At 68.1% G+C, this 24,842-nt stretch carries 25 protein-coding genes; 24 read left to right on the top strand and 1 reads right to left on the bottom strand.

The window, feature by feature from the left end:
• The first annotated feature begins 51 nt into the window (after positions 1-51).
• The 14 genes from WG923_RS29465 (at position 52) to WG923_RS29400 (ending at position 14,500) form a co-directional block, all read left to right on the top strand.
• The gene (locus WG923_RS29465; RefSeq protein WP_340354605.1) at positions 52-1,305 is read left to right on the top strand and encodes an NADH-quinone oxidoreductase subunit D; all 1,254 of its coding nucleotides are present in this window, start codon (positions 52-54) and stop codon (positions 1,303-1,305) included.
• Complete coding sequence (nuoE, locus tag WG923_RS29460; protein WP_340354604.1) at positions 1,302-1,850, top strand: NADH-quinone oxidoreductase subunit NuoE; 549 nt, start codon at positions 1,302-1,304, stop codon at positions 1,848-1,850. Before WG923_RS29465 ends, nuoE begins: the two co-directional genes overlap by 4 nt.
• The gene (gene nuoF, locus WG923_RS29455) at positions 1,850-3,235 is read left to right on the top strand and encodes an NADH-quinone oxidoreductase subunit NuoF (protein ID WP_340354603.1); all 1,386 of its coding nucleotides are present in this window, start codon (positions 1,850-1,852) and stop codon (positions 3,233-3,235) included. Before nuoE ends, nuoF begins: the two co-directional genes overlap by 1 nt.
• 4 nt (positions 3,236-3,239) lie before the next feature.
• Complete coding sequence (nuoG, locus tag WG923_RS29450; protein ID WP_340354602.1) at positions 3,240-5,366, top strand: NADH-quinone oxidoreductase subunit NuoG; 2,127 nt, start codon at positions 3,240-3,242, stop codon at positions 5,364-5,366.
• Positions 5,363-6,454, top strand: coding sequence for an NADH-quinone oxidoreductase subunit NuoH (gene nuoH, locus WG923_RS29445; protein ID WP_340354601.1), 1,092 nt, complete (start codon positions 5,363-5,365; stop codon positions 6,452-6,454). Before nuoG ends, nuoH begins: the two co-directional genes overlap by 4 nt.
• 7 nt (positions 6,455-6,461) lie before the next feature.
• Positions 6,462-6,989: an NADH-quinone oxidoreductase subunit NuoI gene (nuoI, locus tag WG923_RS29440; RefSeq protein ID WP_340354600.1), complete on the top strand. Its 528-nt coding sequence runs from the start codon at positions 6,462-6,464 to the stop codon at positions 6,987-6,989.
• Positions 6,990-7,011: 22 nt separating this feature from the next.
• Positions 7,012-7,677, top strand: coding sequence for an NADH-quinone oxidoreductase subunit J (locus WG923_RS29435; RefSeq protein WP_340354599.1), 666 nt, complete (start codon positions 7,012-7,014; stop codon positions 7,675-7,677).
• Positions 7,674-7,982, top strand: a complete 309-nt coding sequence (nuoK, locus tag WG923_RS29430; protein ID WP_201687610.1) for an NADH-quinone oxidoreductase subunit NuoK — start codon at positions 7,674-7,676, stop codon at positions 7,980-7,982. Before WG923_RS29435 ends, nuoK begins: the two co-directional genes overlap by 4 nt.
• An 85-nt stretch (positions 7,983-8,067) precedes the next feature.
• On the top strand, positions 8,068-10,143 hold the full coding sequence (nuoL, locus tag WG923_RS29425) for an NADH-quinone oxidoreductase subunit L (RefSeq protein WP_340354598.1): 2,076 nt from the start codon (positions 8,068-8,070) through the stop codon (positions 10,141-10,143).
• A gap of 22 nt (positions 10,144-10,165) precedes the next feature.
• Positions 10,166-11,638: an NADH-quinone oxidoreductase subunit M gene (locus WG923_RS29420; protein ID WP_340354597.1), complete on the top strand. Its 1,473-nt coding sequence runs from the start codon at positions 10,166-10,168 to the stop codon at positions 11,636-11,638.
• Between the two features lie 25 nt (positions 11,639-11,663).
• Positions 11,664-13,151 carry an NADH-quinone oxidoreductase subunit NuoN gene (gene nuoN, locus WG923_RS29415; protein WP_340354596.1) on the top strand — a complete coding sequence of 496 codons (1,488 nt, stop codon included), beginning with the start codon at positions 11,664-11,666 and terminating at the stop codon, positions 13,149-13,151.
• Between the two features lie 15 nt (positions 13,152-13,166).
• Positions 13,167-13,466 carry a DUF2818 family protein gene (locus tag WG923_RS29410; protein WP_340354595.1) on the top strand — a complete coding sequence of 100 codons (300 nt, stop codon included), beginning with the start codon at positions 13,167-13,169 and terminating at the stop codon, positions 13,464-13,466.
• Positions 13,467-13,470: 4 nt separating this feature from the next.
• A complete protein-coding gene (locus WG923_RS29405) occupies positions 13,471-14,052 on the top strand; it encodes an NUDIX hydrolase (RefSeq protein ID WP_340354594.1) in 582 nt (193 codons plus the stop codon).
• 4 nt (positions 14,053-14,056) lie between these two features.
• On the top strand, positions 14,057-14,500 hold the full coding sequence (locus WG923_RS29400; RefSeq protein ID WP_340354593.1) for a DUF1178 family protein: 444 nt from the start codon (positions 14,057-14,059) through the stop codon (positions 14,498-14,500).
• A 148-nt stretch (positions 14,501-14,648) separates the two neighbouring features.
• On the opposite strand, the gene WG923_RS29395 is transcribed toward WG923_RS29400, so the two are convergent.
• Positions 14,649-16,421 carry an ABC transporter transmembrane domain-containing protein gene (locus tag WG923_RS29395; protein WP_340354592.1) on the bottom strand — a complete coding sequence of 591 codons (1,773 nt, stop codon included), beginning with the start codon at positions 16,419-16,421 and terminating at the stop codon, positions 14,649-14,651.
• Positions 16,422-16,550: 129 nt separating this feature from the next.
• Between WG923_RS29395 and WG923_RS29390 the strand changes: the two genes are divergently transcribed.
• The 10 genes from WG923_RS29390 to WG923_RS29345 all read left to right on the top strand — a co-directional run.
• Positions 16,551-17,141, top strand: a complete 591-nt coding sequence (locus tag WG923_RS29390; protein ID WP_340354591.1) for a hypothetical protein — start codon at positions 16,551-16,553, stop codon at positions 17,139-17,141.
• 44 nt (positions 17,142-17,185) lie between these two features.
• Positions 17,186-18,133, top strand: a complete 948-nt coding sequence (locus WG923_RS29385; protein ID WP_340354590.1) for a LysR family transcriptional regulator — start codon at positions 17,186-17,188, stop codon at positions 18,131-18,133.
• Between the two features lie 33 nt (positions 18,134-18,166).
• Positions 18,167-19,381, top strand: coding sequence for a CaiB/BaiF CoA transferase family protein (locus WG923_RS29380; protein WP_340354589.1), 1,215 nt, complete (start codon positions 18,167-18,169; stop codon positions 19,379-19,381).
• Complete coding sequence (locus WG923_RS29375; protein WP_340354588.1) at positions 19,378-20,316, top strand: hydroxymethylglutaryl-CoA lyase; 939 nt, start codon at positions 19,378-19,380, stop codon at positions 20,314-20,316. The genes WG923_RS29380 and WG923_RS29375 overlap by 4 nt, the downstream gene beginning before the upstream one ends.
• Positions 20,317-20,369: 53 nt before the next feature.
• Entirely contained in the window at positions 20,370-21,344 is a 975-nt protein-coding gene (locus WG923_RS29370; RefSeq protein ID WP_340354587.1) for a Bug family tripartite tricarboxylate transporter substrate binding protein, read from the top strand.
• Between the two features lie 170 nt (positions 21,345-21,514).
• Positions 21,515-22,501 carry a S1C family serine protease gene (locus WG923_RS29365; RefSeq protein ID WP_340354586.1) on the top strand — a complete coding sequence of 329 codons (987 nt, stop codon included), beginning with the start codon at positions 21,515-21,517 and terminating at the stop codon, positions 22,499-22,501.
• Between the two features lie 56 nt (positions 22,502-22,557).
• Positions 22,558-22,860 (top strand): hypothetical protein, encoded by a 303-nt coding sequence (locus WG923_RS29360; RefSeq protein WP_340354585.1) that lies wholly within the window; start codon positions 22,558-22,560, stop codon positions 22,858-22,860.
• Positions 22,861-22,901: 41 nt separating this feature from the next.
• The gene (gene ltnD, locus WG923_RS29355; RefSeq protein ID WP_340354584.1) at positions 22,902-23,783 is read left to right on the top strand and encodes an L-threonate dehydrogenase; all 882 of its coding nucleotides are present in this window, start codon (positions 22,902-22,904) and stop codon (positions 23,781-23,783) included.
• Between the two features lie 399 nt (positions 23,784-24,182).
• Positions 24,183-24,389 carry a hypothetical protein gene (locus WG923_RS29350; RefSeq protein WP_340354583.1) on the top strand — a complete coding sequence of 69 codons (207 nt, stop codon included), beginning with the start codon at positions 24,183-24,185 and terminating at the stop codon, positions 24,387-24,389.
• Positions 24,390-24,515: 126 nt separating this feature from the next.
• The coding region (locus WG923_RS29345) for an aldehyde dehydrogenase family protein (protein ID WP_340354582.1) at positions 24,516-24,842 on the top strand (327 nt) is incomplete at its 3' end.

Genomic DNA, 24,842 nt, shown 5'->3' with positions numbered 1-24,842 from the left:
CTCTGCGTATCTTTCGCGTCCTCTGCGTCCGGCAGTTCTGGCTGTTAAGACATGGCTGAAATCAAGAACTACACCCTGAACTTCGGCCCGCAGCATCCGGCCGCGCACGGCGTGCTGCGGCTGGTGCTGGAGCTCGATGGCGAAGTGATCCAGCGCGCCGACCCGCACATCGGGCTGCTGCACCGCGCCACCGAGAAGCTGGCCGAGACCAAGACGTACATCCAGGCGCTGCCCTACATGGACCGCCTCGACTACATGTCGATGATGTGCAACGAGCATGCGTACTGCCTGGCCGTCGAGAAGCTGCTCGGCGTCGACGTGCCGATCCGCGCGCAGTACATCCGCGTCATGTTCTCCGAGATCACGCGCTTGCTGAACCACCTGCTGTGGCTCGGCGCGCACGGCCTCGACTGCGGCGCGATGAACATCCTGATCTACTGCTTCCGCGAGCGGGAAGACCTGTTCGACATGTACGAGGCGGTGTCGGGCGCGCGCATGCACGCGGCCTACTTCCGTCCGGGCGGCGTGTACCGCGACCTGCCGGACACGATGCCGCAGTACAAGGCCAGCAAGGTCCGCAACCAGCGCGACGTCGACCGCCTGAACGACACCCGCAGCGGCACGCTGCTGGACTTCGTCGAGGACTTCACGAAGCGCTTCCCGGCCTACGTCGACGAGTACGAGACGCTGCTGACCGAGAACCGGATCTGGAAGCAGCGCACGGTGGGCATCGGCGTGGTCACGCCCGAGCGCGCGCTGAACCTCGGCTTCGCCGGCCCCATGCTGCGCGGCTCCGGCATCCCGTGGGACCTGCGCAAGTCGCAGCCCTACGAGGTGTACGACCGGATGGACTTCGACATCCCCGTCGGCCGCACCGGCGACTGCTACGACCGCTACCTGGTGCGCGTGCAGGAGCTGCGCGAGTCCAACCGGATCATCCGGCAGTGCGTGGACTGGCTCAAGGCCAACCCCGGCCCGGTCATCACGGACAACCACAAGGTGGCGCCGCCGGACCGCGAATCCATGAAGTCCAACATGGAGGAGCTGATCCACCACTTCAAGCTGTTCTCCGAAGGCTTCAAGGTGCCGGAAGGCGAGGCCTATGCCGCGGTGGAACACCCCAAGGGCGAGTTCGGCATCTACATCGTGAGCGACGGTGCCAACAAGCCTTACCGCCTGAAGATCCGGCCGCCGGGCTTCCCGCACCTGGCCGCCCTCGACGAGATGGGCAAGGGCCACATGATCGCCGACGCCGTGGCGATCATCGGCACGATGGACATCGTGTTCGGAGATATCGACAGATGATGAACGAGAACACCCGTGCGCGCTTCGACCGCGAAGTCGCCAAGTACCCGGTCGACCAGAAGCAGTCCGCCGTGATGGCCTGCCTGGCCATCGTGCAGCAGGAACAGGGCTTCGTCAGCAAGGAAGCGGAGAACGAGGTTGCCGAGTACCTGGGCATGCCGCCGATCGCGGTGCACGAGGTCACGACGTTCTACAACATGTACAACCAGCACAAGGTTGGCAAGTACAAGCTGAACGTCTGCACCAACCTGCCGTGCCAGCTGCGCGATGGCCTCAAGGCCCTGCAGCACCTGGAGATGCGCCTGGGCGTCGAGATGGGCGAGACCACGCCCGACGGCCTGTTCACGATCCAGCAGAGCGAATGCCTGGGCGCCTGCGCCGACTCGCCGGTGATGCTGGTGAACGACCGCACGATGTGCAGCTTCATGACCGCCGACAAGCTGGACCAGCTGATCGACGGGCTGAAGAAGGCCGAGGGCGTGGCGAGCGCCGCACGGCCGCCCGAAGGCGCTCATCCCGCAGTGCGTAGCACGGAGGGATCGTGATGCACTCCCAGCAAGTCCTGCAGCAGTTCATGGCGACGGGTGTCCAGACCTGTTTCCACAACCGCCACATCGATCCGCAGATCTACAAGGACCTGGACGGAACCAACTGGCGCCTGAAGGACTACGAGGCGCGCGACGGCTACAAGGCGCTGCGCAAGATCCTGAGCGAAGGCCTCACCACCGACCAGGTGATCGCCACCGTCAAGGAAAGCGCATTGCGCGGCCGCGGCGGCGCGGGCTTTCCCACGGGCCTCAAGTGGAGCTTCATGCCCCGCCAGTTCCCGGGGCAGAAGTACCTGGTGTGCAACAGCGACGAGGGTGAACCGGGGACCTGCAAGGACCGCGACATCCTGATGTACAACCCCCACATCGTGATCGAGGGGATGATCATCGCGGCCTACGCGATGGGCATCACCGTGGGCTACAACTACATCCACGGCGAGATCATGCAGGTCTACGACCGGTTCGAGGAAGCGCTGGAGGAAGCGCGGGCGGCAGGGTATCTCGGCGACAAGATCCTGGGTTCCAACTTCAGCTTCCAGCTGCACGCGGCCCACGGCTGGGGCGCCTACATCTGCGGCGAGGAAACCGCGCTGCTCGAATCGCTGGAAGGCAAGAAGGGGCAGCCCCGCTTCAAGCCGCCGTTCCCGGCCAGCTTCGGCCTGTACGGCAAGCCCACCACGATCAACAACACCGAGACCTTCGGCGCGGTGCCCTGGATCATCCGCAACGGCGGCCAGGCCTACCTCGACATCGGCAAGCCGAACAACGGCGGCACCAAGATCTTCTCGGTCTCGGGCGACGTCGAACTCCCCGGCAACTACGAAGTGCCCATGGGCACGCCGTTCGCCAAGCTGCTGGAGCTGTGCGGCGGCGTGAAGGGCGGCAGGAAGCTGAAGGCGGTGATCCCCGGCGGCTCCTCCGCCCCGGTGCTGCCGGCCGACCTGATGATGCAGTGCACGATGGACTACGACTCCATCGCGAAGGCCGGCTCCATGCTCGGCTCCGGCGCCGTGATCGTGATGGACGAGACGCGCGACATGGTGGAAAGCCTGCTGCGCCTGTCCTACTTCTACATGCACGAGTCCTGCGGCCAGTGCACGCCGTGCCGCGAAGGCACGGGCTGGATGTGGCGCGTGATCGACCGGATCCAGAACGGCTACGGCAAGCCCAGCGACCTGGACCTGCTCAACTCGGTGGCCGACAACATCCAGGGCCGCACGATCTGCGCGCTGGGCGATGCGGCCGCGATGCCGGTGCGCGCGATGATCAAGCACTTCCGGCACGAGTTCGAGGCGAAGATCGCGCGCGGTTTGTCGGGTGATGCCCTCACCCCGGCCCTCTCCCAGGGGGAGAGGGAGAGAACGGACGCGCGGAGCGCGTAATCACATGATTGAGATTGAACTCGACGGACAGAAGGTGGAGGTCACCGAAGGCAGCATGATCATGCATGCCGCGGACAAGGCCGGTACCTACATCCCGCACTTCTGCTACCACAAGAAGCTTTCCATCGCCGCCAACTGCCGCATGTGCCTGGTGGACGTGGAGAAGGCGCCCAAGCCGATGCCGGCCTGCGCCACGCCCGTCACCAACGGCATGATCGTGCGCACCCGCAGCGACAAGGCGATCAAGGCGCAGCAGTCGGTGATGGAGTTCCTGCTGATCAACCATCCGCTGGACTGCCCGATCTGCGACCAGGGCGGCGAATGCCAGCTGCAGGACCTCGCCGTCGGCTACGGCCCCGGCGCCTCGCGCTACCAGGAAGAAAAGCGCGTCGTGCTGCACAAGGACGTCGGCCCGCTGATCTCCATGGAGGAGATGAGCCGCTGCATCCACTGCACCCGCTGCGTGCGCTTCGGCCAGGAGATCGCCGGCGTGATGGAGCTGGGCATGATCCACCGCGGCGAGCACAGCGAGATCACCACGGTGCTGGGCGACACGGTCGACTCCGAAGTCTCCGGCAACATGATCGACCTGTGCCCGGTCGGCGCGCTCACCAGCAAGCCGTTCCGCTACAGCGCCCGGCCCTGGGAACTCTCGCGCCGCAAGAGCGTGAGCCCGCATGACTCCACCGGCGCGAACCTGATCGTGCAGGTGAAGAACAACAAGGTCATGCGCGTGCTGCCGTTCGAGAACAACGACGTCAACGAGTGCTGGCTGGCCGACCGCGACCGCTTCTCCTACGAAGCGCTCAACACGCCCGAACGCCTGGCCTCGCCCATGATCAAGCATGGCGGCGAGTGGAAGACGGTCGACTGGCAGACCGCGCTGGAATACGTCGTGCGCGGCGTCGGCGAGATCAAGCGCGACCACGGCGCCAGGGCGGTCGGCGCGCTGGTGTCGCCGCACAGCACCGTCGAAGAACTGTTCCTGGCGCAGAAGCTCGTTCGCGCGCTGGGCAGCGAGAACGTCGACTACCGCTTGCGCCACGCCGAGTTCCAGAATTCCGAAGGCGTGCGGTGGCTGGGCACCAGCATCGCGTCGCTGTCGACGCTGCAGCGCGCGCTGGTGATCGGCTCCAACCTGCGCAAGGACCATCCGCTGTTCGCCCTGCGCGTGCGCGCCGCGGTGCGCAGCGGCGCCCAGGTGTCCGTCGTGCACGACCGCGACAACGACTGGGCGATGGCCATGACTGGCAAGTCCATCGTGCCCGCCGGCCAATGGGTGCAGGCGGTGGCGGACATCGCCACCGCGATCGGCAACGAGAAGGGCAGCAAGGCTCCCCTGCAAGGCAACGCCACCGATGCGGCCAAGGCGATCGCCGCCTCGCTGCTGTCCGGCGAGCGCAAGGCCATCCTGCTGGGCAACGCCGCCGCGCACCACCCGGCCGCCAGCTCGCTGCTGTCGCTGGCCAACTGGATCGGCGAGATGACCGGCGCCACCGTCGGCTACCTCACCGAGGCCGCCAACACCGTCGGCGCGCAGCTCGTGAAGGCCATGCCCGGCAACGGCGGACTCAATGCCAAGCAGATGCTGGAAGGCGGCTGCAAGGCGCTGTTCCTGCTGAACACCGAACCCGCCTTCGACTCCGCCGCCGGCGCGTCGAAGCTGGGAGGGCAGGGCAGCATGGTGATCACGCTGTCGCCCTTCAAGGCCAACCTGGACATCAGCGACGTGCTGCTGCCCATCGCCCCGTGGACCGAGACGCCCGGCACCTTCGTCAATGCCGAAGGCCGCGTGCAGGGCTTCCACGCGGTGGTCAAGCCGCTGCACGAGACGCGTCCGGCCTGGAAGGTCCTGCGCGTGCTGGCCAACATGCTGGGCCTGCAGGGCTTCGAGTACGAGTCGGCGCAGGAAGTGCTGGCCGAGGCCCGCGGCGGAGCCGACGCGGCCCAGCCCGTGGTGCAGGGCAGCCTGCTGTCCAACAAGACCGCCAAGGCGGCGTGGCTCGGCGACACCGACGCCAGGCCGGTCGCGGCTTCCATCTACCAGCTCGATTCGATCGTGCGCCGTGCCCCGTCGCTGCAGCTGACGGCCGATGCGCAGGTCGCGCAGCGCCAAGGAGTGTCCGCATGATCGACACGATTTACGGCCTGGGCAACGGCCTGATCGCCGCCCCCTGGTGGACCGGCGCCGGCTGGCCCGTGCTCTGGGCGCTGATCAAGATCATCGTGCTGGTCGCCCCGCTGATGGGCGCGGTGGCCTACCTGACGCTGTGGGAGCGCAAGGCCATCGGCTTCACGCAGATCCGCCCGGGCCCGAACCGCATCGGCCCGCTGGGCCTGCTCACGCCGATCGCCGACGCGCTCAAGCTGCTGACCAAGGAGATCATCCTCCCGACGATGGCGAACAAGGGCCTGTTCTACCTGGGCCCGATCATGACCATCATGCCGTCGCTGGCGGCGTGGGCGGTGATCCCCTTCGGCCCCGAGGTGGCCGTGGCCAACATCAACGCCGGCCTGCTGTTCGTGATGGGCATCACCTCTCTGGAGGTGTACGGCGTGATCATCGCCGGCTGGGCCTCCAACTCGAAGTACGCCATCATGGGCGCGCTGCGCGCTTCCGCCCAGATGGTCAGCTACGAGATCGCCATGGGCTTCTGCTTCGTGGTGGTGCTGATGGTGACCGGCAGCCTGAACATGACGGACATCGTGCTGCAGCAGGACCAGGGCTGGTTCGCCGCGCGCGGCATCAACTTCCTGTCCTGGAACTGGTTCGCGCTGCTGCCGATCTTCTTCGTCTACTTCATCTCCGGCCTCGCCGAGACGAACCGCCACCCGTTCGACGTGGTGGAGGGCGAATCCGAGATCGTGGCTGGCCACATGATCGAGTACTCGGGCATGTCCTTCGCCATGTTCTTCCTGGCGGAGTACGCCAACATGTGGCTCGTCTCCATCCTCGCGGTGGTGATGTTCCTGGGCGGCTGGCTGCCCCCGATCGACGCGCCGCTGCTGAACTGGATCCCGGGCTGGATCTGGCTGGGCATCAAGACCTTCATCATGGTCACGATGTTCCTGTGGATCCGCGCCACCTTCCCGCGCTTCCGCTACGACCAGATCATGCGCCTGGGCTGGAAGATCTTCATCCCCGTCACGCTGGTCTGGCTGATCGTGATCGGTGCGTGGATGCAGACCCCCTACAACACGTTTGCCTTCGCAAAGTAAGACCGCCATGGCCGCTGCATCCGACACCCTGGCATCCCGCGAGTCCGCCTTCTCGCTGGGCGACTTCCTGCGCAGCTTCATGCTGCTGGAACTGTTCAAGGGCCTGAAGGTGACGGGCAAGTACTTCTTCGCCCGCAAGATCACCATCCAGTTCCCGGAGGAGAAGACGCCGCTGTCGCCGCGCTTCCGCGGCCTGCACGCGCTGCGCCGCTACGAGAACGGCGAGGAACGCTGCATCGCCTGCAAGCTGTGCGAGGCCGTCTGCCCCGCGATGGCGATCACCATCGAGAGCGACCAGCGCGCAGACGGCACCCGCCGCACGACGCGCTACGACATCGACCTGACCAAGTGCATCTTCTGCGGCTTCTGCGAGGAAAGCTGCCCGGTGGACTCGATCGTCGAGACGCACATCCTGGAATACCACGGCGAAAAGCGCGGCGACCTGTACTTCACCAAGGACATGCTGCTGGCCGTGGGCGACCGCTACGAGGCCGAGATCGCGGCCGCCAAGGCGGCCGACGCCAAGTACCGCTAACGGACGCGAGGAAAGAAACGACATGGACGTCCGTACGGGCCTCTTCTACCTGTTCTCGGTGGTGCTGATCTTCTCGGCCTTCCGGGTCATCACCGCGCGCAGCCCCGTGCATGCCGCGCTGTTCCTGGTGCTCACCTTCTTCCAGGCCGCCGGCGTGTGGCTGCTGCTGAAGGCGGAGTTCCTCGCCATCTCGCTCGTGCTGGTGTACGTCGGCGCGGTGATGGTGCTGTTCCTGTTCGTCGTGATGATGCTGGACGTCAACGTCGACGAACTGCGGGCCGGCTTCTGGAAGCACTTCCCGCTGGCCGCGACCATCGGCGCGCTGATCGCGCTGGAGATGGCGGCGGTGCTGATGGGCGGCTTCCGGCCGACCGAGGAACCGCGCGCCATTCCCGCGGCCACGGCCGCCGCCCAGGCCGGCGTGCAGTACTCCAACACCAAGGAACTGGGCCGGCTGCTGTACACCGAGTACCTGTTCCCGCTGGAGATCGCGGCCGTGCTGCTGCTGGTGGCCATCGTCGCGGCCATCGCGCTGACGCTGCGCCACCGCAAGGACAGCAAGGCGATCGATCCCTCGCTGCAGGTGCGCGTGAAGGCGCGCGACCGCCTGCAGATCGTGAAGGTCCCGTCCACGCGCCAACCCGAGGCCGCCGCCGTCGCGGTCGCCCCCGAAGGGAGCAAGGCATGACCATCACCCTCGGTCACTACCTGACGCTGGGCGCGATCCTGTTCGCGCTGTCGGTGGTCGGCATCTTCCTGAACCGCCGCAACCTGATCGTGCTGCTGATGGCCATCGAGCTGATGCTGCTGGCGGTCAACATGAACTTCGTGGCGTTCTCCAACTACCTGGGCGACATGCACGGCCAGGTGTTCGTGTTCTTCATCCTGACGGTGGCGGCCGCCGAATCGGCGATCGGCCTTGCCATCCTGGTGTTGCTGTTCCGGAACAAGTCGAACCTCAACGTCGAAGAACTGAACGAGCTGAAAGGCTGAAGCATGTCCGGCCGGGGCGACCCGGCAACCATGGCGTGCGGCTGGAGGGCCGCATGGGCATGGCCACGTGCATAGGAAAGAAACGATGAGTACCACTCTCAACGCCGCGACCCTGCTCGCCGTCCCGCTCGCGCCGCTCGCCGGCGCGGTCGCCGCCGGCATCTTCGGCACCACGCTGGGCGGCAACGTGATCGGACGCCGACTGTCGCACACCTTGACGATCCTGGGGGTGTTCATCGCCTTCGTGATCTCCGCGATGACGCTCAAGAGCGTGGCGGTCGACGGTGCCCGCTTCAACCAGACCATCTACGAATGGATGGTGGTGGGCAGCCTGAAGATGGAGGTGGGCTTCCTCATCGACGGCCTCACCGCGATGATGATGTGCGTGGTGACCTTCGTGTCGCTGATGGTGCACATCTACACCATCGGCTACATGGAAGACGACGACGGCTACAACCGCTTCTTCGGCTACATCTCGCTGTTCACGTTCTCGATGCTCATGCTGGTCATGAGCAACAACTTCCTGCAGCTGTTCTTCGGCTGGGAAGCGGTGGGCCTCGTTTCCTACCTGCTGATCGGCTTCTGGTACACCCGGCCGACCGCGATCTTCGCCAACCTCAAGGCCTTCCTGGTCAACCGCGTCGGCGACTTCGGCTTCATCCTGGGCATCGGCCTGATCGTCGCCAACCTCAACACGCTGGGCTACGCCGACACCTTCGCCGACGCGAGCAAGCTCGTTTCGCCCTTCGGCTACGGCACCGACTGGCTGCTGATCACCGTGACCTGCATCTGCCTGTTCATCGGCGCGATGGGCAAGAGCGCGCAGTTCCCGCTGCACGTGTGGCTGCCCGACTCGATGGAAGGCCCGACGCCGATCTCCGCGCTGATCCACGCCGCCACCATGGTGACGGCCGGCATCTTCATGGTCGCGCGCATGTCGCCGCTGTTCGAGCTGTCGGACACCGCGCTGTCGGTGGTGCTGGTGATCGGGGCGATCACGGCGCTGTTCATGGGCTTCCTGGGCATCATCCAGAACGACATCAAGCGCGTGGTGGCGTATTCGACGCTGTCGCAGCTCGGGTACATGACGGTGGCGCTCGGTGCTTCCGCCTACTCGGTCGCCGTGTTCCACCTGATGACGCACGCGTTCTTCAAGGCGCTGCTGTTCCTCGCGGCCGGCTCGGTGATCATCGGCATGCACCACAACCAGGACATCCGCTGGATGGGCGGCGTGCGCAAGTACATGCCGATCACCTGGATCACCTCGCTGCTCGGCTCGCTGGCCCTGATCGGCACGCCGCTGTTCGCCGGCTTCTATTCGAAGGACTCGATCATCGAGGCGGTGCACCTGTCCAGGCTGCCCGGCTCCGGCTTCGCCTACTTCGCGGTGATGGCGGGCGTGTTCGTGACGGCCTTCTATTCGTTCCGGATGTACTTCCTGGTCTTCCACGGCAAGGAGCGCTACGACCAGAACCCGGACGCGCATGCGCACCACGACGCGCACGACGAGCACGTCGCGCACAAGGACGACCACGGGCATGGCCACGGCCACGATGCCAAGCCGCACGAGTCGCCCTGGGTGGTGACGGTGCCGCTGATCCTGCTGGCGATCCCCTCGGTGGTGATCGGCTACCTGACCATCGGCTCGATGCTGTACGGCGACTTCTTCAAGGATTCCATCCTCGTCAACCTCGAGCGGCACCCGGCGCTGGAGGAGATGGCCAAGGAATTCCACGGCCCGCTGGCGATGGCGCTGCACGGCCTGACCTCGCCGGTGTTCTGGCTGGCCGCCGCCGGCGTGGCGCTGGCGTACTACATGTACATGGTCAACCTGGCGCTGCCCGCGGCGATCCAGAAGCGCTTCCAGCCCGTCTACCGGCTGCTGGAGAACAAGTACTACATGGACTGGATCAACGAGCACCTGATCGCCCCGGCGGCGCGCGGCGTCGGCCGCGGGCTGTGGAGGGGCGGCGACGAGGGCGTGATCGAAGGCGTGTTCGTCAACGGCAGCGCCCACCTGGTGGCGCGCTTCGCCGGCGTGATCCGCTGGGTGCAGTCCGGCTACATCTACCACTACGCCTTCGCGATGCTGGTGGGCGTGGTGGTGCTCATGACGTACTTCGTGAGCTGGCCGATGCTCAGCGAGTGGCTGAAGAAGTAAGGCGAGGGCGAACAAAATGCAAATGGGACTCTTGAGCCTCGCGATCTGGACGCCGATCGTCTTCGGCGCCATCCTGCTGGCCCTCGGCCGCGACGACCAGGCGCGCATGGTGCGCTGGATCGCGCTGATCGGCTCGATCGTCAGCTTCCTCGTGACGCTGCCGCTCTACGGCCGCTTCAACATCGCCACCGCGGACATGCAGTTCGTGGAGAAGGCGCCCTGGATCGACCGCTTCAACGTCAACTACCACCTGGGCGTGGACGGCATCTCGCTGTGGTTCGTGCTGCTCACGGCCTTCATCACCATCGTGGTGGTGATCTCGGCGTGGGAGGTGATCACCGAGCGCGTGAACCAGTACATGGGCGCGTTCCTGATCCTCTCGGGCTTCATGATCGGCGTGTTCTGCGCGATGGACGCCGTGCTGTTCTACGTGTTCTTCGAGGCCACGCTGATCCCGATGTACCTCATCATCGGCATCTGGGGCGGCCCCAACAAGATCTACGCGGCCTTCAAGTTCTTCCTCTACACGCTGCTCGGCTCGCTGCTGATGCTGGTGGCGCTGGTGTACCTCTACACCAAGTCCGGCGGCAGCTTCGACATCCTGACCTGGCACAAGCTGCCCCTCTCCGGGCTGGCTCAGACGCTGCTGTTCTTCGGCTTCTTCGCGGCCTTCGCGGTGAAGGTGCCGATGTTCCCGGTGCACACCTGGCTGCCCGACGTGCACGTGGAAGCCCCCACCGGCGGCTCCGCCGTGCTGGCCGCCATCATGCTGAAGCTGGGGGCCTACGGCTTCCTGCGCTTCTCCATGCCGATCGCCCCCGACGCCTCGCGTGAATGGGCCTGGCTGATCATCGCGCTGTCGCTGATCGCCGTGATCTACGTCGGCCTGGTGGCGCTGGTGCAGCAGGACATGAAGAAGCTGGTGGCCTATTCGTCCGTCGCGCACATGGGCTTCGTCACGCTGGGCTTCTTCATATTCAACGACCTGGGCGTCTCCGGCGGCCTGGTGATGATGATCTCCCACGGCTTCGTGTCGGCCGCCATGTTCCTGTGCATCGGCGTGCTGTACGACCGCGTGCACTCGCGCCAGATCGCCGACTACGGCGGCGTCGTCAACACGATGCCGACCTTCGCCGCGCTGGCCGTCCTGTTCGCGATGGCCAACGCGGGCCTGCCCGCCACCGCCGGCTTCGTCGGCGAGTGGATGGTGATCCTGGCCGCGGTCAAGGCCAACTTCTGGCTCGCCATGCTGGCCGCCACCTCGCTGATCCTCGGCGCCGCCTACACCCTGTGGATGGTCAAGCGCGTGTACTTCGGCCCGATCGGCAACGACCACGTCAAGGTGCTCACGGACATCAACGCCCGCGAGTTCGTGATGCTGGGCGTGCTCGCCATCGCGGTGCTGTACATGGGCATCCACCCGAAACCCTTCACGGACGTGATGAACGTGTCGGTCGCCGGCTTCCTCAAGCACGTGGCCGTCTCCAAGCTCTGAAACGCCGGACGAGAGAACCAGACCCATGGATAACACGACAAGTCTCGCCGTCATCGCGCCCGAGATCCTGCTGCTGGTGATGGCCTGCGTGATCGCGCTGGTCGACCTGGGCGTCAAGAGCCGCCAGCGCACCCTGACCTACGCGCTCACCATGCTGACGCTGGCCGCCGTTGCCTGGCTCACCGGCGACCTGGCCGCGCGCGGCGACACGCTGTACGGCTTCAACCGCATGGTGGTGAGCGACTCGATGGCGAACTGGCTCAAGTGCTTCGCCACCATCGCCATGATGGTCTGCCTGGTCTACGGCCGCCCCTACGCGGGCGATCGCGACATGCTGCGCGGCGGCGAGTTCTTCACGCTGGCGATGCTGTCGCTGCTGGGCATCTTCGTGATGATGTCGGGCAGCAACTTCCTGGTGATCTACCTGGGCCTGGAACTGCTCACGCTCTCCAGCTACGCACTGGTGGCGCTGCGCCGCGACCACGTGGTGGCCACGGAGGCGGCCATGAAGTACTTCGTGCTGGGCGCGATGGCCTCCGGCTTCCTGCTCTACGGCCTGTCGATGATCTACGGTGCCACCGGTTCGCTGGACATCGGCACCGTGTTCAAGATCGTCGGCAGCGGCCAGGTCAAGCACCAGGTGCTGGTGTTCGGCCTCGTGTTCATCGTCGCCGGCCTCGGGTTCAAGCTGGGTGCCGCGCCGTTCCACATGTGGATCCCGGACGTGTACCAGGGTGCCCCGACCGCGATCACGCTGATGATCGGCTCGGCGCCGGAACTGGCCGCTTTCGCGATCGCCATCCGCCTGCTGGTCGAAGGCCTGCTGCCGCTGGCGATCGACTGGCAGCAGATGCTGGTGGTGCTGGCCGTGTCCTCGCTGTTCATCGGCAACCTGGCCGCCATCGCGCAGACCAACCTCAAGCGCATGCTGGCCTATTCGACCATCGGCCAGATGGGCTTCGTGCTGCTGGGCCTCGCCTCCGGCGTGGTCAACGGCGACCCGGTGTTCGCCCGCAACGCCTACAGCTCCTCGATGTTCTACATCGTGACCTACGTGCTCACCACGCTGGCGAGCTTCGGCGTGATCATGCTGCTGGCGCGCGAAGGCTTCGAGAGCGAGGAGATCGCCGACTTCGCCGGCCTGAACCAGCGCAGCCCCCTGTACGCCGCGATCATGTCGATCTGCCTGTTCTCGCTGGCCGGCATTCCGCCGATGGTGGGCTTCTACGCCAAGCTGTCGGTGCTGCAGGCGCTGGTGGTGTCCGGCAGCACGCTGTACATCAGCCTGGCGGTGTTCGCGGTGCTGATGTCGCTGGTGGCGGCCTACTACTACATCCGCGTGGTCAAGGTGATGTACTTCGACGCGCCGATCACCGCGACCACGGTGGCTGCGCCCGTGGACGTGCGCATCGTGCTGACGATCAACGGCGCGCTGGTGCTGGTCCTGGGCATCCTGCCCGGCGGCCTGATGACGCTGTGTGCGCAGGCGATCGTGAAGATGCTGGGCTCCTGAGCCCTTGACGCCCGTGTGACGCAGACGGCCTCCATCTGGCTGGTCCTGGGACTGGCCTTCTGCGCCGCCAACCTGCCTTTCCTGACCGAGCGCCTCGTCGGCCTGGTGCCGCTGGCGGGGGGCAAGAGCCTCGCCATCCGCCTGGGCGAGCTGGTCCTGATGTATCTTCTGGTCGGTGCCGTCGGCCTGGCGCTGGAGCAGCGTGCCGGCCAGGTCGCTCCCCAGGGCTGGGAGTTCTACGCGATCACGGCGGCGCTGTTCCTCACCTTCGCCTTTCCCGGCTTCGTCTGGCGGTACCTTTACAAGCGCAAGTAGTCCCATGTCGCACGAAGACGCCCACCTGAGGGAGCACACGCAGTCCCGCGAGGAATTGCTCCGGGGGGATTTCCTCCACATCGTGCGGGAGACCGTGCGCCTGCCGGATGGCGGCTGCGCCACGCGCGAATTCGTGCTCCATCCCGGCGCGGTGGCCGTCGTGCCGCTGCTGGACGACGGCCGGCTGGTGCTCGAGCGCCAGTACCGCCACCCGACCGGCAAGGTGATGATCGAGATCCCGGCCGGCAAGCTGGACCCGGGCGAGGACGCCCTGGCCTGCGCCCAGCGCGAGTTGCTGGAGGAAACGGGCTACGTGGCACGCGAATGGGCGTTCGCCTTCACGGTGTATCCCACCGTCGCCTACTCGGACGAGTCCATCGGCATCTGGTTCGCCCGCGGGCTGGAACACCGGGGCGCGCGCCTGGACGAGGGCGAGTTCCTGGACGTCATCACCGCCACGCCCCAGGAGTTCCTGGACTGGTGCCGCGACGGCCGGGTGCAGGACTCCAAGACGCTGGCGTCGGCGATCTGGGTCCAGAACGTGACAGCCGGTGCTTGGAAACTCGCCTGGCAGGCACTACCTTAGGCGCATGAAGGTCCTCAACCTGCAGTGCAGCCATGCCCATGGCTTCGAGGGCTGGTTCGCGTCGGAAGACGAATTCCGCGACCAGCTCGGTCGCGGGCTGGTCGAGTGCCCCCTGTGCGGGGACGCGCAGGTCACCAAGCTGCCCAGTGCCCCCCGCCTGAACCTGGGTGCCGCCGAGCCCAAGCCAGCCGCGAAGCAGGAAGTCATGGCCGCGCCGAATCCGCAGCTGCAGGCCGCCTGGATGCAGTTGGTCAGGCAGGTCATGGCCAACACCGAGGACGTCGGCGAGCGTTTCGCCGACGAGGCCCGCAAGATCCACTACGGCGAATCCGAAGAGCGCGGCATCCGCGGCCAGGCCTCGCGCGAAGAGACGCAGGAGCTGCTGGAGGAGGGCATCCCGGTGCTGCCGCTGCCGATTCCCAAGGGGCTGAAGGGGCCGCTGCAGTAGGGCCGAAAACCGGACTGCCGGACGCAGAGGACGCAAAGGGTACGCAGAGGACGCAAAAGAGAACCTTCTAAAGTTTTCTTTGTCTTTTCTGCGTCCTCTGCGTCCTCTGCGTACCCTTCGCGTCCTCTGCGTCCGGATGTCCTCTTCTTCAAGTCATGAACTGCAGCGCGGCCAATCGCGCGTACATTCCCCCCGCAGCCAGCAAGTCCTCGTGAGGCCCTGACTCCACGATGCGGCCGTGGTCCAGGACGACGATGCGGTCGGCCTGCTGCACGGTCGCCAGGCGGTGGGCGATGACCAGGGTGGTGCGGCCGCGCATGGCGGTGGCCAGGGCGGCCTGCACCATGCGCTCGCTCTCGGCGTCCAGGGCGCTGGTCGCCTCGTCCAGCAGCAGCAGCGGCGGATCCTTCAGGATCGCCCGTGCGATCGCGATCCGCTGGCGCTGCCCGCCCGACAGGCGCACCCCGCGCTCGCCCAGGAAGGTGTCGTAGCCCTCCGGCAGCGCCCGCAGGAAGCCGTCCGCGAAGGCCGCCTGCGCGGCGGCCTGCACCTGCGCGTCGCTCGCCTGCGGGCGCCCGTAGCGGATGTTCTCCAGCGCAGAGGCCGAGAAGATCACCGGCTCCTGCGGCACCAGCGCGATGCGCGCGCGCAGTTCCTGCAGCCGCCAGTCCTGCACCGGCGTGCCGTCGATCGCGACGCTGCCCTGCTGCGGATCGTAGAAGCGCAGCAGCAGCTGGAACACGGTGGTCTTGCCGGCGCCGCTGGGGCCCACCAGGGCGACCGTTTCGCCGGGCGCCACCGCCAGCTCGAAGTCCGACAGGGCGGCGGTCTGCGGCCGCGACGGATAGTGGAAGCGCACGCGGGACAAGCGCACCGTGCTGCCACCGGCGGGCACCGGCGGCGCCACCGGATGGTCGGGCGAGACCACCGGCGAGCGGCTGGCGAGCAGTTCCATCAGGCGCTCGGTCGCACCGGCGGCGCGCAGCAGGTCGCCGTACACCTCGCCCAGCACCGCCACCGCGCCGGCGAAGATCGCCACGTAGAAGGCGGCCTGCCCGAGCTGGCCGGCGGTGAGCTCGTGCCGCAGCACCGCCTGCGTGCCCTGGTACAGCCCCCACAGCATCAACGCGGCGTTGGCGATGATCACGAAGGCCACGAGCGCGGCGCGCGCGCGGGTGCGCCGCACGCCGGTGCGGAAGGCGTTCTCGGTGGCCGCCGCGAAGCGCAGCGCCTCGCGCTCCTCCGCCGCGTGGCTCTGCACCACGGGGATCGCGTTCAGCACTTCGGCGGCGATCGCGCTGGAGTCGGCCACCCGGTCCTGGCTGGCCCGCGACAGGCGCCGCACGCGGCGGCCGAACAGCATCGCCGGCAGCACCACGACCACGATCACCAGCAGCACCAGCGCCATCACGCGCGGATGCGTCACCACCAGCATCGCGAGCGCGCCGATGCCCATCACCAGGTTGCGCAGGCCCAGCGAGAAGGACGAACCGACCACGGTCTGCACCAGCGTCGTGTCGGTCGTCAGGCGCGACAGCACCTCGCCCGTCTGCGTGCTCTCGAAGAAGGCCGGGCTCTGCTGCAGCACGTGGGCGTAGACCGCGTTGCGCAGGTCGGCCGTGACGCGCTCGCCGATCCAGCTCACGAGGAAGAAGCGCGCGGCGGAGAACACGCCCAGGCCCACGGCGACGCCGAACAGCAGCAGGAAGTGCTCGCGCAGGGCGAAGATGCGCGTGCCCGGATCGGCGGAGAGCCCGCGGTCGATCATCGTGCGCAGCGCGACGGGAAACAGCAGCATCGCCCCCGCCGCCAGCAACAGGAACACGCCCGCCAGCGCGAAGCGCGCGCGGTAGGGCCGCAGGAAGGGCAGCAACCCCGACAGCGATCGCGGGGAGCGGGGCTTCGTGGCGGCATCCGGCATCGCGGCAGTGTAGCCAGCGCGCGCCCTGCTCGGCCGTTGCGGGGAAGCTCCGAATGCCCTACGGAGGGGCTTAATTTTGCTGACGCGAATCAACAGAAGGCCACTTTCCCGCGTTACATTGAACCGGTGATGACACCCACCGGTCCCAAGCTGCCCGCCCGCAAAGGCGCCGACCTCGACCAGCCCTGGCACGCCGCCGATCCCATTCCCGCGCCCGACGCCGTGCACAGCGACGGCGACTCGGCCTGGGCGATGTGGAACGAGGTGTCCAAGCAGCACGAACAGAGATTCGCCCCGACCGCTCCCATGACGGTGCCTCCCACGGCCCCGGCCTCGCTCAGTCCGGGCGAGCGGGCCTGGGCGCCCACCCAGTCGCCGGACCGCGCGCCCATCCTGCCGACCCCGCAGCGCGAGAAGCAGCCGCTGTTCACGCTCGACGCGGCGATGCTGGTGGCGCGCAAGAACAACCGCGTGTGCCCGCGCCCCGTCCGCTGGACGGAGTTCGTCGCCATGCTGCCCGCGCGCAAGACGGCGCGTGGCCAGCAACTGCCTCCCGCCCCCGCCACGGGTCCGGCCTGGAAGGTGACGCCTCCGCTCACCAAGCGCCTGTGCTTCCGCGAGCACATCGAATGGGCGGAACGCGCCGGGATGCTCGAATCCGCGATGGCCTTCATGCAGTCCATGCGCGAGGACGAGTGGCTGCACATGGGCGAGGACTGAGTCTTCCGCCTGCGAATCCCGCTTGCGCGCATACGATGGGGCGCATGCCTCCCGGACCCAGCGGCTACAACCTCGCCCGCTTCGACCTCGTCTCGCTGCTCCTCGTCGTCGACTGCCTGCAGCAGGGCAGCCTGAGCGCCGCCGCGCGGTCCTCGCACCTGGCCCTGGCCGCGGCGAGCCGGCGCCTGCGCGAACTCGAAGATGCCGTCGGCGAGCCCTTGTTCGAGCGGCACGGACGCGGCCTGCTGCCCACCGGCGCCGGCCGCGTGTTCGCCCGCCACGCACTGGAGATGCTGCAGTCGCTCGAGCAGATGGGCAGCGAGCTGGCCGACCTGAAGCGCGGTGTCACGCGCCACGTGAGGCTGTGCGCCAGCACGGCCGCGATCAACCAGTTCCTGCCGCCGCTGCTGGCGCGCCACGCCCGCGAGGCGCGCCACGTGCACGTCGAACTCGAGGAGCAGGTCTCCAGCCTCGTCGCCACCACCGTGCGCGAGGGCCGGGCGGAGCTGGGCGTGTTCGTCGAAGGCGTGGACACCGAAGGGCTCGAGTGCCAGCTGTTCCGGCGTGACGAACTGGTGCTGGTGCTGCCGGCGAAGCACCGCCTCAACGGCCGCGGCGCCATCCCGTTCGCGGACGCGCTGGAGGAGGACTGGATCAGCCTGGCCGAAGGCGCGGCGCTGCTGCAAAAGCAGCACGAGGCCGCCCATGCCGCCGGCCGGCCGCTCAAGCTGCGCATGCAGGTGCGCAGCTTCGATGCCGTCTGCCACCTGGTGGCCTCCGGCCTCGGCATCGCGGTGCTGCCCAAGAGCGCGGCCCTTCCCATCATGGGCGCGATGGGCCTGCGCTGGCGCGCCTTGGCGGATGCGTGGGCTTCGCGCCGGATGCTGCTGGCCACCCGGCCCGGCATGAACGATCCGGTGGTCGAGCAACTGGTCCGCATGCTCATCGAGCCTTCGCAAAAGGCGAAAGCTGCGCCGCGCAAAAGGCAATAGACGCAGGCTGCGGGCGCACGCACACTGCGCGCCATGGAGACAAAGCCTGCCGCCGGCCCGCTGGCCGGACTCAAGGTCGTGGAACTGGGCCAGCTCATCGCCGGCCCCTTCGCGGCCAAGACCCTCGCCGACTTCGGCGCCGACGTGGTGAAGATCGAACCGCCCGGCACCGGCGACCCGCTGCGCAACTGGCGCCTGCTGAAGAACGGCACCTCGGTGTGGTGGCAGGTCCAGTCGCGCAACAAGCGCTCGGTGGCGCTGGACCTGAGGAATCCCGAAGCGCAGGACATCGTGCGCCGGCTCGCATCCGAAGCGGATGTGCTGATCGAGAACTTCCGCCCCGGCGCGATGGAAGGCTGGGGCCTGGATCCGCAGCAGCTGGTGGAGGCGAACCCCCGCCTGGTGGTGCTGCGCATCAGCGGCTACGGCCAGACCGGCCCCTACCGCGACCGCCCCGGCTTCGGCGTGGTGGGCGAGGCCATGGGCGGCCTGCGCCACCTCACCGCCGAACCCGGCCGGGTGCCGGTGCGCGTGGGCGTGAGCATCGGCGACACGCTCGCGGCGCTGCACGGCGTGATCGGCATCCTGATGGCGCTGCACGAGCGGCAGAAGTCCGGCCAGGGGCAGGTGATCGACGTCGCGCTGTACGAGGCGGTCTTCAACTGCATGGAAAGCCTGCTGCCGGAATACAGCGCGTTCGGCGCGGTGCGCGGGCCGGCGGGCAGCGCGCTGCCCGGCATCGCGCCGACCAACGCCTACCTGTGCAGCGACGGCGGCTATGCGCTCGTCGCCGGCAACGGCGACAGCATCTACAAGCGCCTGATGACGACCATCGGCCGCGAGGACCTGGGCCACGACCCGGAGCTCGCGAACAACACCGGGCGCGTGAAGCGGGTGGAGGAGATCGACGCGGCCATCGGCGCCTGGACGAAGACGCGCACCGTCGACGAGGTGCTGCAGGCGCTGGATGCGGCCTCCGTGCCCGGCGGGCGCATCTACACCGTCGCCGACATCGCCGCCGACCCGCACTACGCGGCGCGCGGCATGCTGCAGCAGGTCCGCCTGGACGACGGCGACACGCTGACCGTTCCCGGCATCGTGCCCAAGCTCTCGCGCACGCCGGGCGGCCAGCACCGCAACGCGCCGCGCCTGGGGCAGGACAGCGAGGCGGTGATGCGCGAACTGGGACTCACGCCGGAACAGATCGCCGGGCTCAGGAGCCGCGGCGTGATCAAGGGAGAGCAATGAGCAAGCGCATCCACTTCAACGAGGTCGTCACGCGCGACGGCTTCCAGATCGAACCGGAGTTCGTTCCCACCGACGCCAAGGTGCACCTGGTGGACGCGCTTTCCGAATGCGGCTACGCCAAGATCGAGGTCACCTCCTTCACCTCGCCCAAGGCGATCCCGATGCTGCGCGACGCCGAGGAGGTGATGGGCCGCATCCGCCGCGCACCGGGCGTCGAATACACCGTGCTGGTGCCGAACCTGCGCGGCGCCGAGCGGGCGATGGAGTCGCGCGCCGACGAACTGAACCTGGTGATGTCGACCTCCGAGACGCACAACCTCGCCAACCTGCGCATGCCCTGCGAGAAGAGCTTCGCGGCGCTGGCCGACGTGATCCGCTTCGTCGCCGGCCGCACGCCGGTGAACGTCTCGCTCTCCACCGCCTTCGGCTGCCCGATGGAGGGCGAGGTGCCGCAGGAATCGGTGCTCGCATGGGCGCAGCGCTTCGCCGACCTCGGCGTGCGCGGCGTCACGATCTGCGACACCACCGGCATGGCCAACCCGGCGCAGGTGGCGCGCATGTGCGAGGAGGCGCAGCGGCGCTTGCCGGGCCAGCAGCTCACGCTGCACTTCCACAATACGCGCGGCATGGGGCTGGCGAACGTGCTGGCGGCCGCGCAGGCCGGCATCACCCGCTTCGACGGCTCGCTCGGCGGCCTCGGCGGCTGTCCGTACGCCCCGGGCGCCAGCGGCAACATCAGCAGCGAGGACACGATCCACATGCTGCAGGCGATGGGCTACGACACGGGCATGGACCTCGACCAGCTGCTGCAGGTGGCGCGGGTGCTGCCGCAGATCGTCGGCCACGACGTGCCGGGCCAGCTCGTGAAGGCGGGGCCCAGCACGCAGCTGCACCCGGTGCCCGCGGCCGTGACCGAGCTGCGTCGGAACGCATGAGGTCGCGCACTACAAGTCCGAATGAACCCACGCAGTCAAGAACAGGAGACGAGATGAACCGCCGATTCCTACTCCGCAGCGCCGCCGTTGCGGCCGCAGCCTTCTCCGCTGGCCTTGCCTTCGCGCAGGGCGGCTATCCCGCCAAGCCGGTGAACCTGATCGTGCCCAACCCGCCCGGCGGGCTGGTGGACACGTCCGCGCGCATCGTCGGCGACACGCTGACCAAGGTGCTGGGCCAGCCCGTCATCGTCGACAACCGCGGCGGCGGCAGCGGCAACGTGGCCTACGGCATGGTCGCGCGCGCCCCCGCCGACGGCTACACGCTGCTGGTCTCCTATTCCGCCTACCACGTGGGCAACCCGTCGCTCACGCCCAAGCTGCCCTGGGCGCAGAAGGACTTCACGCCGATCGCGCTGGTGACCGTGGCCACCAACGTGATCGCGGCGCATCCCTCGGTGCCCGCCAACAACCTGCAGGAGTTCATCGCCTACCTGAAGAAGAACCCGGGCAAGGTGAGCTACGCCTCGCAGGGCAACGGCTCGGTCTCGCACATCGGCACCGAGATGTTCAAGCTGCGCACCGGCACCAGCATGGTCCACATCCCCTACCGCGGCTCGGGCCCGGCGATCCAGGACGTGCTCTCCGGCCAGGTGCAGGTGTTCATGAGCACGCCGCCCTCGGTGATGCAGCATGTGCAGAGCGGCAAGCTCAAGGCCTTCGCCGTGACCGGCAAGGCGCGCCATCCGGGCATTCCCAACGTGCCGACGACGGCCGAGGCGGGCCTCAAGGGCTTCGAGCTGGAGTCCTGGGTCGCGATCTTCGCGCCGGCCGGCACGCCGCCGGACGTGGTGCAAAAGCTCACGAGCGGGATCAAGCAGGCCTTGGCGACGCCCGAGGCGAAGTCGCGCGCCGACGCCGCGGGCATCGAGATCCGCTACGAGCCGCCGGCGCAGCTCGATGCGATGGTGAAGACCGAGACGGCGTTCTGGGCGAAGACGATCAAGCAGGCGGGGATCACGGCGGATTGAGCGGGGAGCCTGTCCGGTCACGGCAGCCAAACGCTGCACGTGTGCCGGACCAGGATGGGACAGTCGCAGAGACGGACAGTCCCGGGCTGATCCGGCCCGAAGGCAACGATCGAGAACGCTCCCTTGTAATCGGAGCGCAGCTGCCTCATCTGCCCTCCCTGGAGTTGCCCATGGGATCCCGCGACCTCGACCTCGACCTGCTCGACGCCTACTCCCGCACCGTGACCGAGGTGGCCGAGCGCGTCGGCCCCAGCGTCGCCGCGGTGCAGGTCCACGACCGCCACGGCAAGGCGATCGGCAGCGGCTCCGGCTTCCTCTTCACGCCCGACGGCTACCTGCTCACCAACTCGCATGTCGTGCGCGCAGGTGGGGCGCGCCGGCCCGAGGGCGGGGCGTTCCACGCCTCGTTCAGCGATGGCCGCCGCTTCGCCGCCCGCTGGGTCGGCGACGACCCGCACAGCGACCTCGCGCTGCTGCAGGTCGACGGCATGTCGCAGGGCGCCCTGACGCCCGCGGTGCTGGGTCGGTCGGCCGAGGTGCGGCGCGGCGAGATCGCCATCGCGATCGGCAATCCGCTCGGCTTCGACCACACCGTCACCGCCGGCATCGTCAGCGCGCTCGGACGCAGCATGCGGGCCTCCACCGGCCGCCTGATCCCGGACGTGATCCAGACCGATGCGGCCCTCAACCCCGGCAACTCGGGCGGGCCGCTGCTCAATGCCCGCGGCGAGGTGATCGGCGTGAACACGGCCATCATCCCGCAGGCGCAGGCGATCTGCTTCGCGGTGGCGATCGACATCGCGACGATGGCGATCCCCGAACTGCTGCGCCACGGGCGGGTGCGGCGCGGCTACCTCGGCGTCGGCGGCAGCACGATCGCGCTGGACCGGCGCATCGTGGTGGCGCTGGGCCTCGCCCAGGCGCGCGCCGTGCGCGTGCTGTCGGTGGAGCCTGGCAGCCCGGCGGAGCAGGCGGGCCTGCGGCCCGGCGACCTGCTGCTGGCCATCGACGGGCGGCCGGTGGAAAGCGTGGATGGGCTGTACCAGGCGCTGCATCCGGAGCGCATCGGGCGCGACAGCGTCCTGCGGGTGCTCAGGCCGGGCGGAACGGCTGCGCTGGAGCTGTGCGTGCGGCCGGTGGAGGCCGCCGGGTCGTGACGGCGGCGCCGAGTCCTGCCACCATGGAGGCCAAGCCCCACGAACAGGAAAGTGCCATGCCGCATCCCCGCAAGCACATGAAGCTCACCGGCGATATCCATCCGCCGGAAGTGGAAGACGATCTCCGCGCGCAGGAGGAAGCCGCGGACGCCGCCGCACCGGACGCGGCTGCCGCCGCACAGGGCACGGCCGGCACTCAGGCGCTGGCAAGCACCGAGGAGCGCTACCTGTGGGTCTCCATGCCGGCCCGGCAATACGTCGACGCCGCGCGCGCGCAGGTGCGCGACCGGCCGCTCGCCACCGCGGCGGCGGCCTTCTTCGCCGGCTTCGCGGTCGCGGTGCTCACGCGCAGCCGGTAGCCGCCCGGCGGCCGATCCCGCGGCCGTATCATGGCCGCACCATGAGAAATGTCGGACTGATCGGCCTCGGAGCGATGGGCCAGGGCATCGCGCAATCGCTGCGGCGCGCCGGCCACAACGTGCACGTGTACGACGTGCGCATGGAGGCGGCGCGGGCGTTCGCGGAGCAGGGCGGCGTCGCCTGCGGCAGCCCGGCCGACGTGGCCTCGAAGTGCGAGGTCGTGATCAGCGTGGTCGTCAACGCGGCGCAGACCGAGCAGGTGCTGTTCGGCGCCGGCGGCGCGGCCACCGTGATGCAGCGCGGCAGCGTGTTCGTCATGTGTTCCACGGTGGACCCGAACTGGTCGATGGCGCTGGAGGAGCGGCTCGCCGGCATGGGCCTGCTGTACCTCGATGCGCCGATCTCGGGCGGTGCGGCGAAGGCCGCCGCCGGCCAGATGACGATGATGACGGCCGGGCGCCCCGAGGCGTACGAGAAGGTGGGCGACCTGCTCGATGCCGTCGCCGCCAAGGTGTACCGGCTGGGCGAGAAGGCCGGCAACGGCAGCAAGGTCAAGATCATCAACCAGCTGCTCGCCGGCGTGCACATCGCGGCGGCCGCCGAGGCGATGGCGCTGGGCCTGCGCGAAGGGGTGGACGCCGAAGCGCTGTACGAGGTGATCACGCACAGCGCCGGCAACAGCTGGATGTTCGAGAACCGCATGCCGCACGTGCTGAAGGCCGACTACACGCCGCTGTCGGCCGTCGACATCTTCGTCAAGGACCTGGGGCTGGTGCTCGACACCGCGCGCGCCACCAGGTTCCCGTTGCCGCTCGCTTCCACCGCGCACCAGATGTTCATGCAGGCTTCGGCGGCGGGGCACGGGCGCGAGGACGACGCGGCGGTGATCAAGATCTTTCCGGGGATCAGGCTGCCGGGGTGAGGCTGGGGGCGTTGGAAGCGCCCCTCACCCCAGCCCTCTCCCCGGAGGGGAGAGGGAGGAACAGCCGGGCGACCAGCGCTGCACGTCGTCCAACGTCCAGGCGCAAATGGCCAGCCTCCCCGCGGCCGGGGAATAGCTGTCGAGGATTGGGGGTGGGCACCACCCCCACTTTCGGTGGCGGGGCCACCACACCTGCCGGAGCAACCCCCTGCCTGCCCAAATATTCAATCGTGACGCGCACTTGCGTGCGCGCCGCGAACGGCACCAAAGAGCCGGGGTCGTTGGCACGCGTGATGCATAGGCTCTTGCGGGAGCCTTCAGAAGGGATGCCCACCGCGCCAGGCGCGACACGGACCCCTCCGGAAGGCAGCAGCCAATCCAGTTCAGACGGGGTGTGCCATGTGTCAAGCTACTTACGGCAAGTTCCAGCTTCGCTTCCAGTCGCTGTTCACGAGCGGCCGGGGTTTCGCCTTCCCTTGCGACCACGAAGGTCACGTCGACCTCGATGGCATGAGCGAGCGGGCGCGCAACAACTACTTCTTCGCGCGGGCGATGGTCGGCCGCGACCTGGCCTGCCCGGCGGTCGAAGCGACGGTGCTGCAGTAATGCGGTGCAACGCCCCCGGCGGGGCCGAAACCGCCAGCACGCTGCAGCCGCGGCGCATCCCATTGCATGGCCGGAGGGCATTGACCGGCATCGCATAATCGCCACCTCACCCGAGGGACGACTGCGATGACCTACCCCAATACCCAGCTCTTCATCAACGGCCAGTGGCAGGATGCCGCCGACGGCCGCACGCTGCCGGTCTTCAACCCGGCCACCGGCAAGGAAATCGGGCGCGTCGCCCACGCCGGAAAAGCCGACCTCGACCGCGCGCTCGAGGCGGCCCAGAAGGGCTTCGAAACCTGGCGGGACATGACCCCCGCCGCCCGCAGCACCATCATGCGCAAGGCCGCCGCTTTCATGCGCGAGCGCGCCGGCGAGATCGCCCCGCTGCTGACCCAGGAACAAGGCAAGCCCCTGCCCGAAGCCAAGGGCGAGGCGATGGCCGCCGCCGAC

Origin of the sequence: Ramlibacter sp. AN1133, assembly GCF_037890035.1 — a bacterium.
Lineage (GTDB): Bacteria > Pseudomonadota > Gammaproteobacteria > Burkholderiales > Burkholderiaceae_C > Ramlibacter.
Note: the sequence above shows the minus strand (reverse complement) of the source record. Positions and strands in the feature narration are given on the sequence as shown.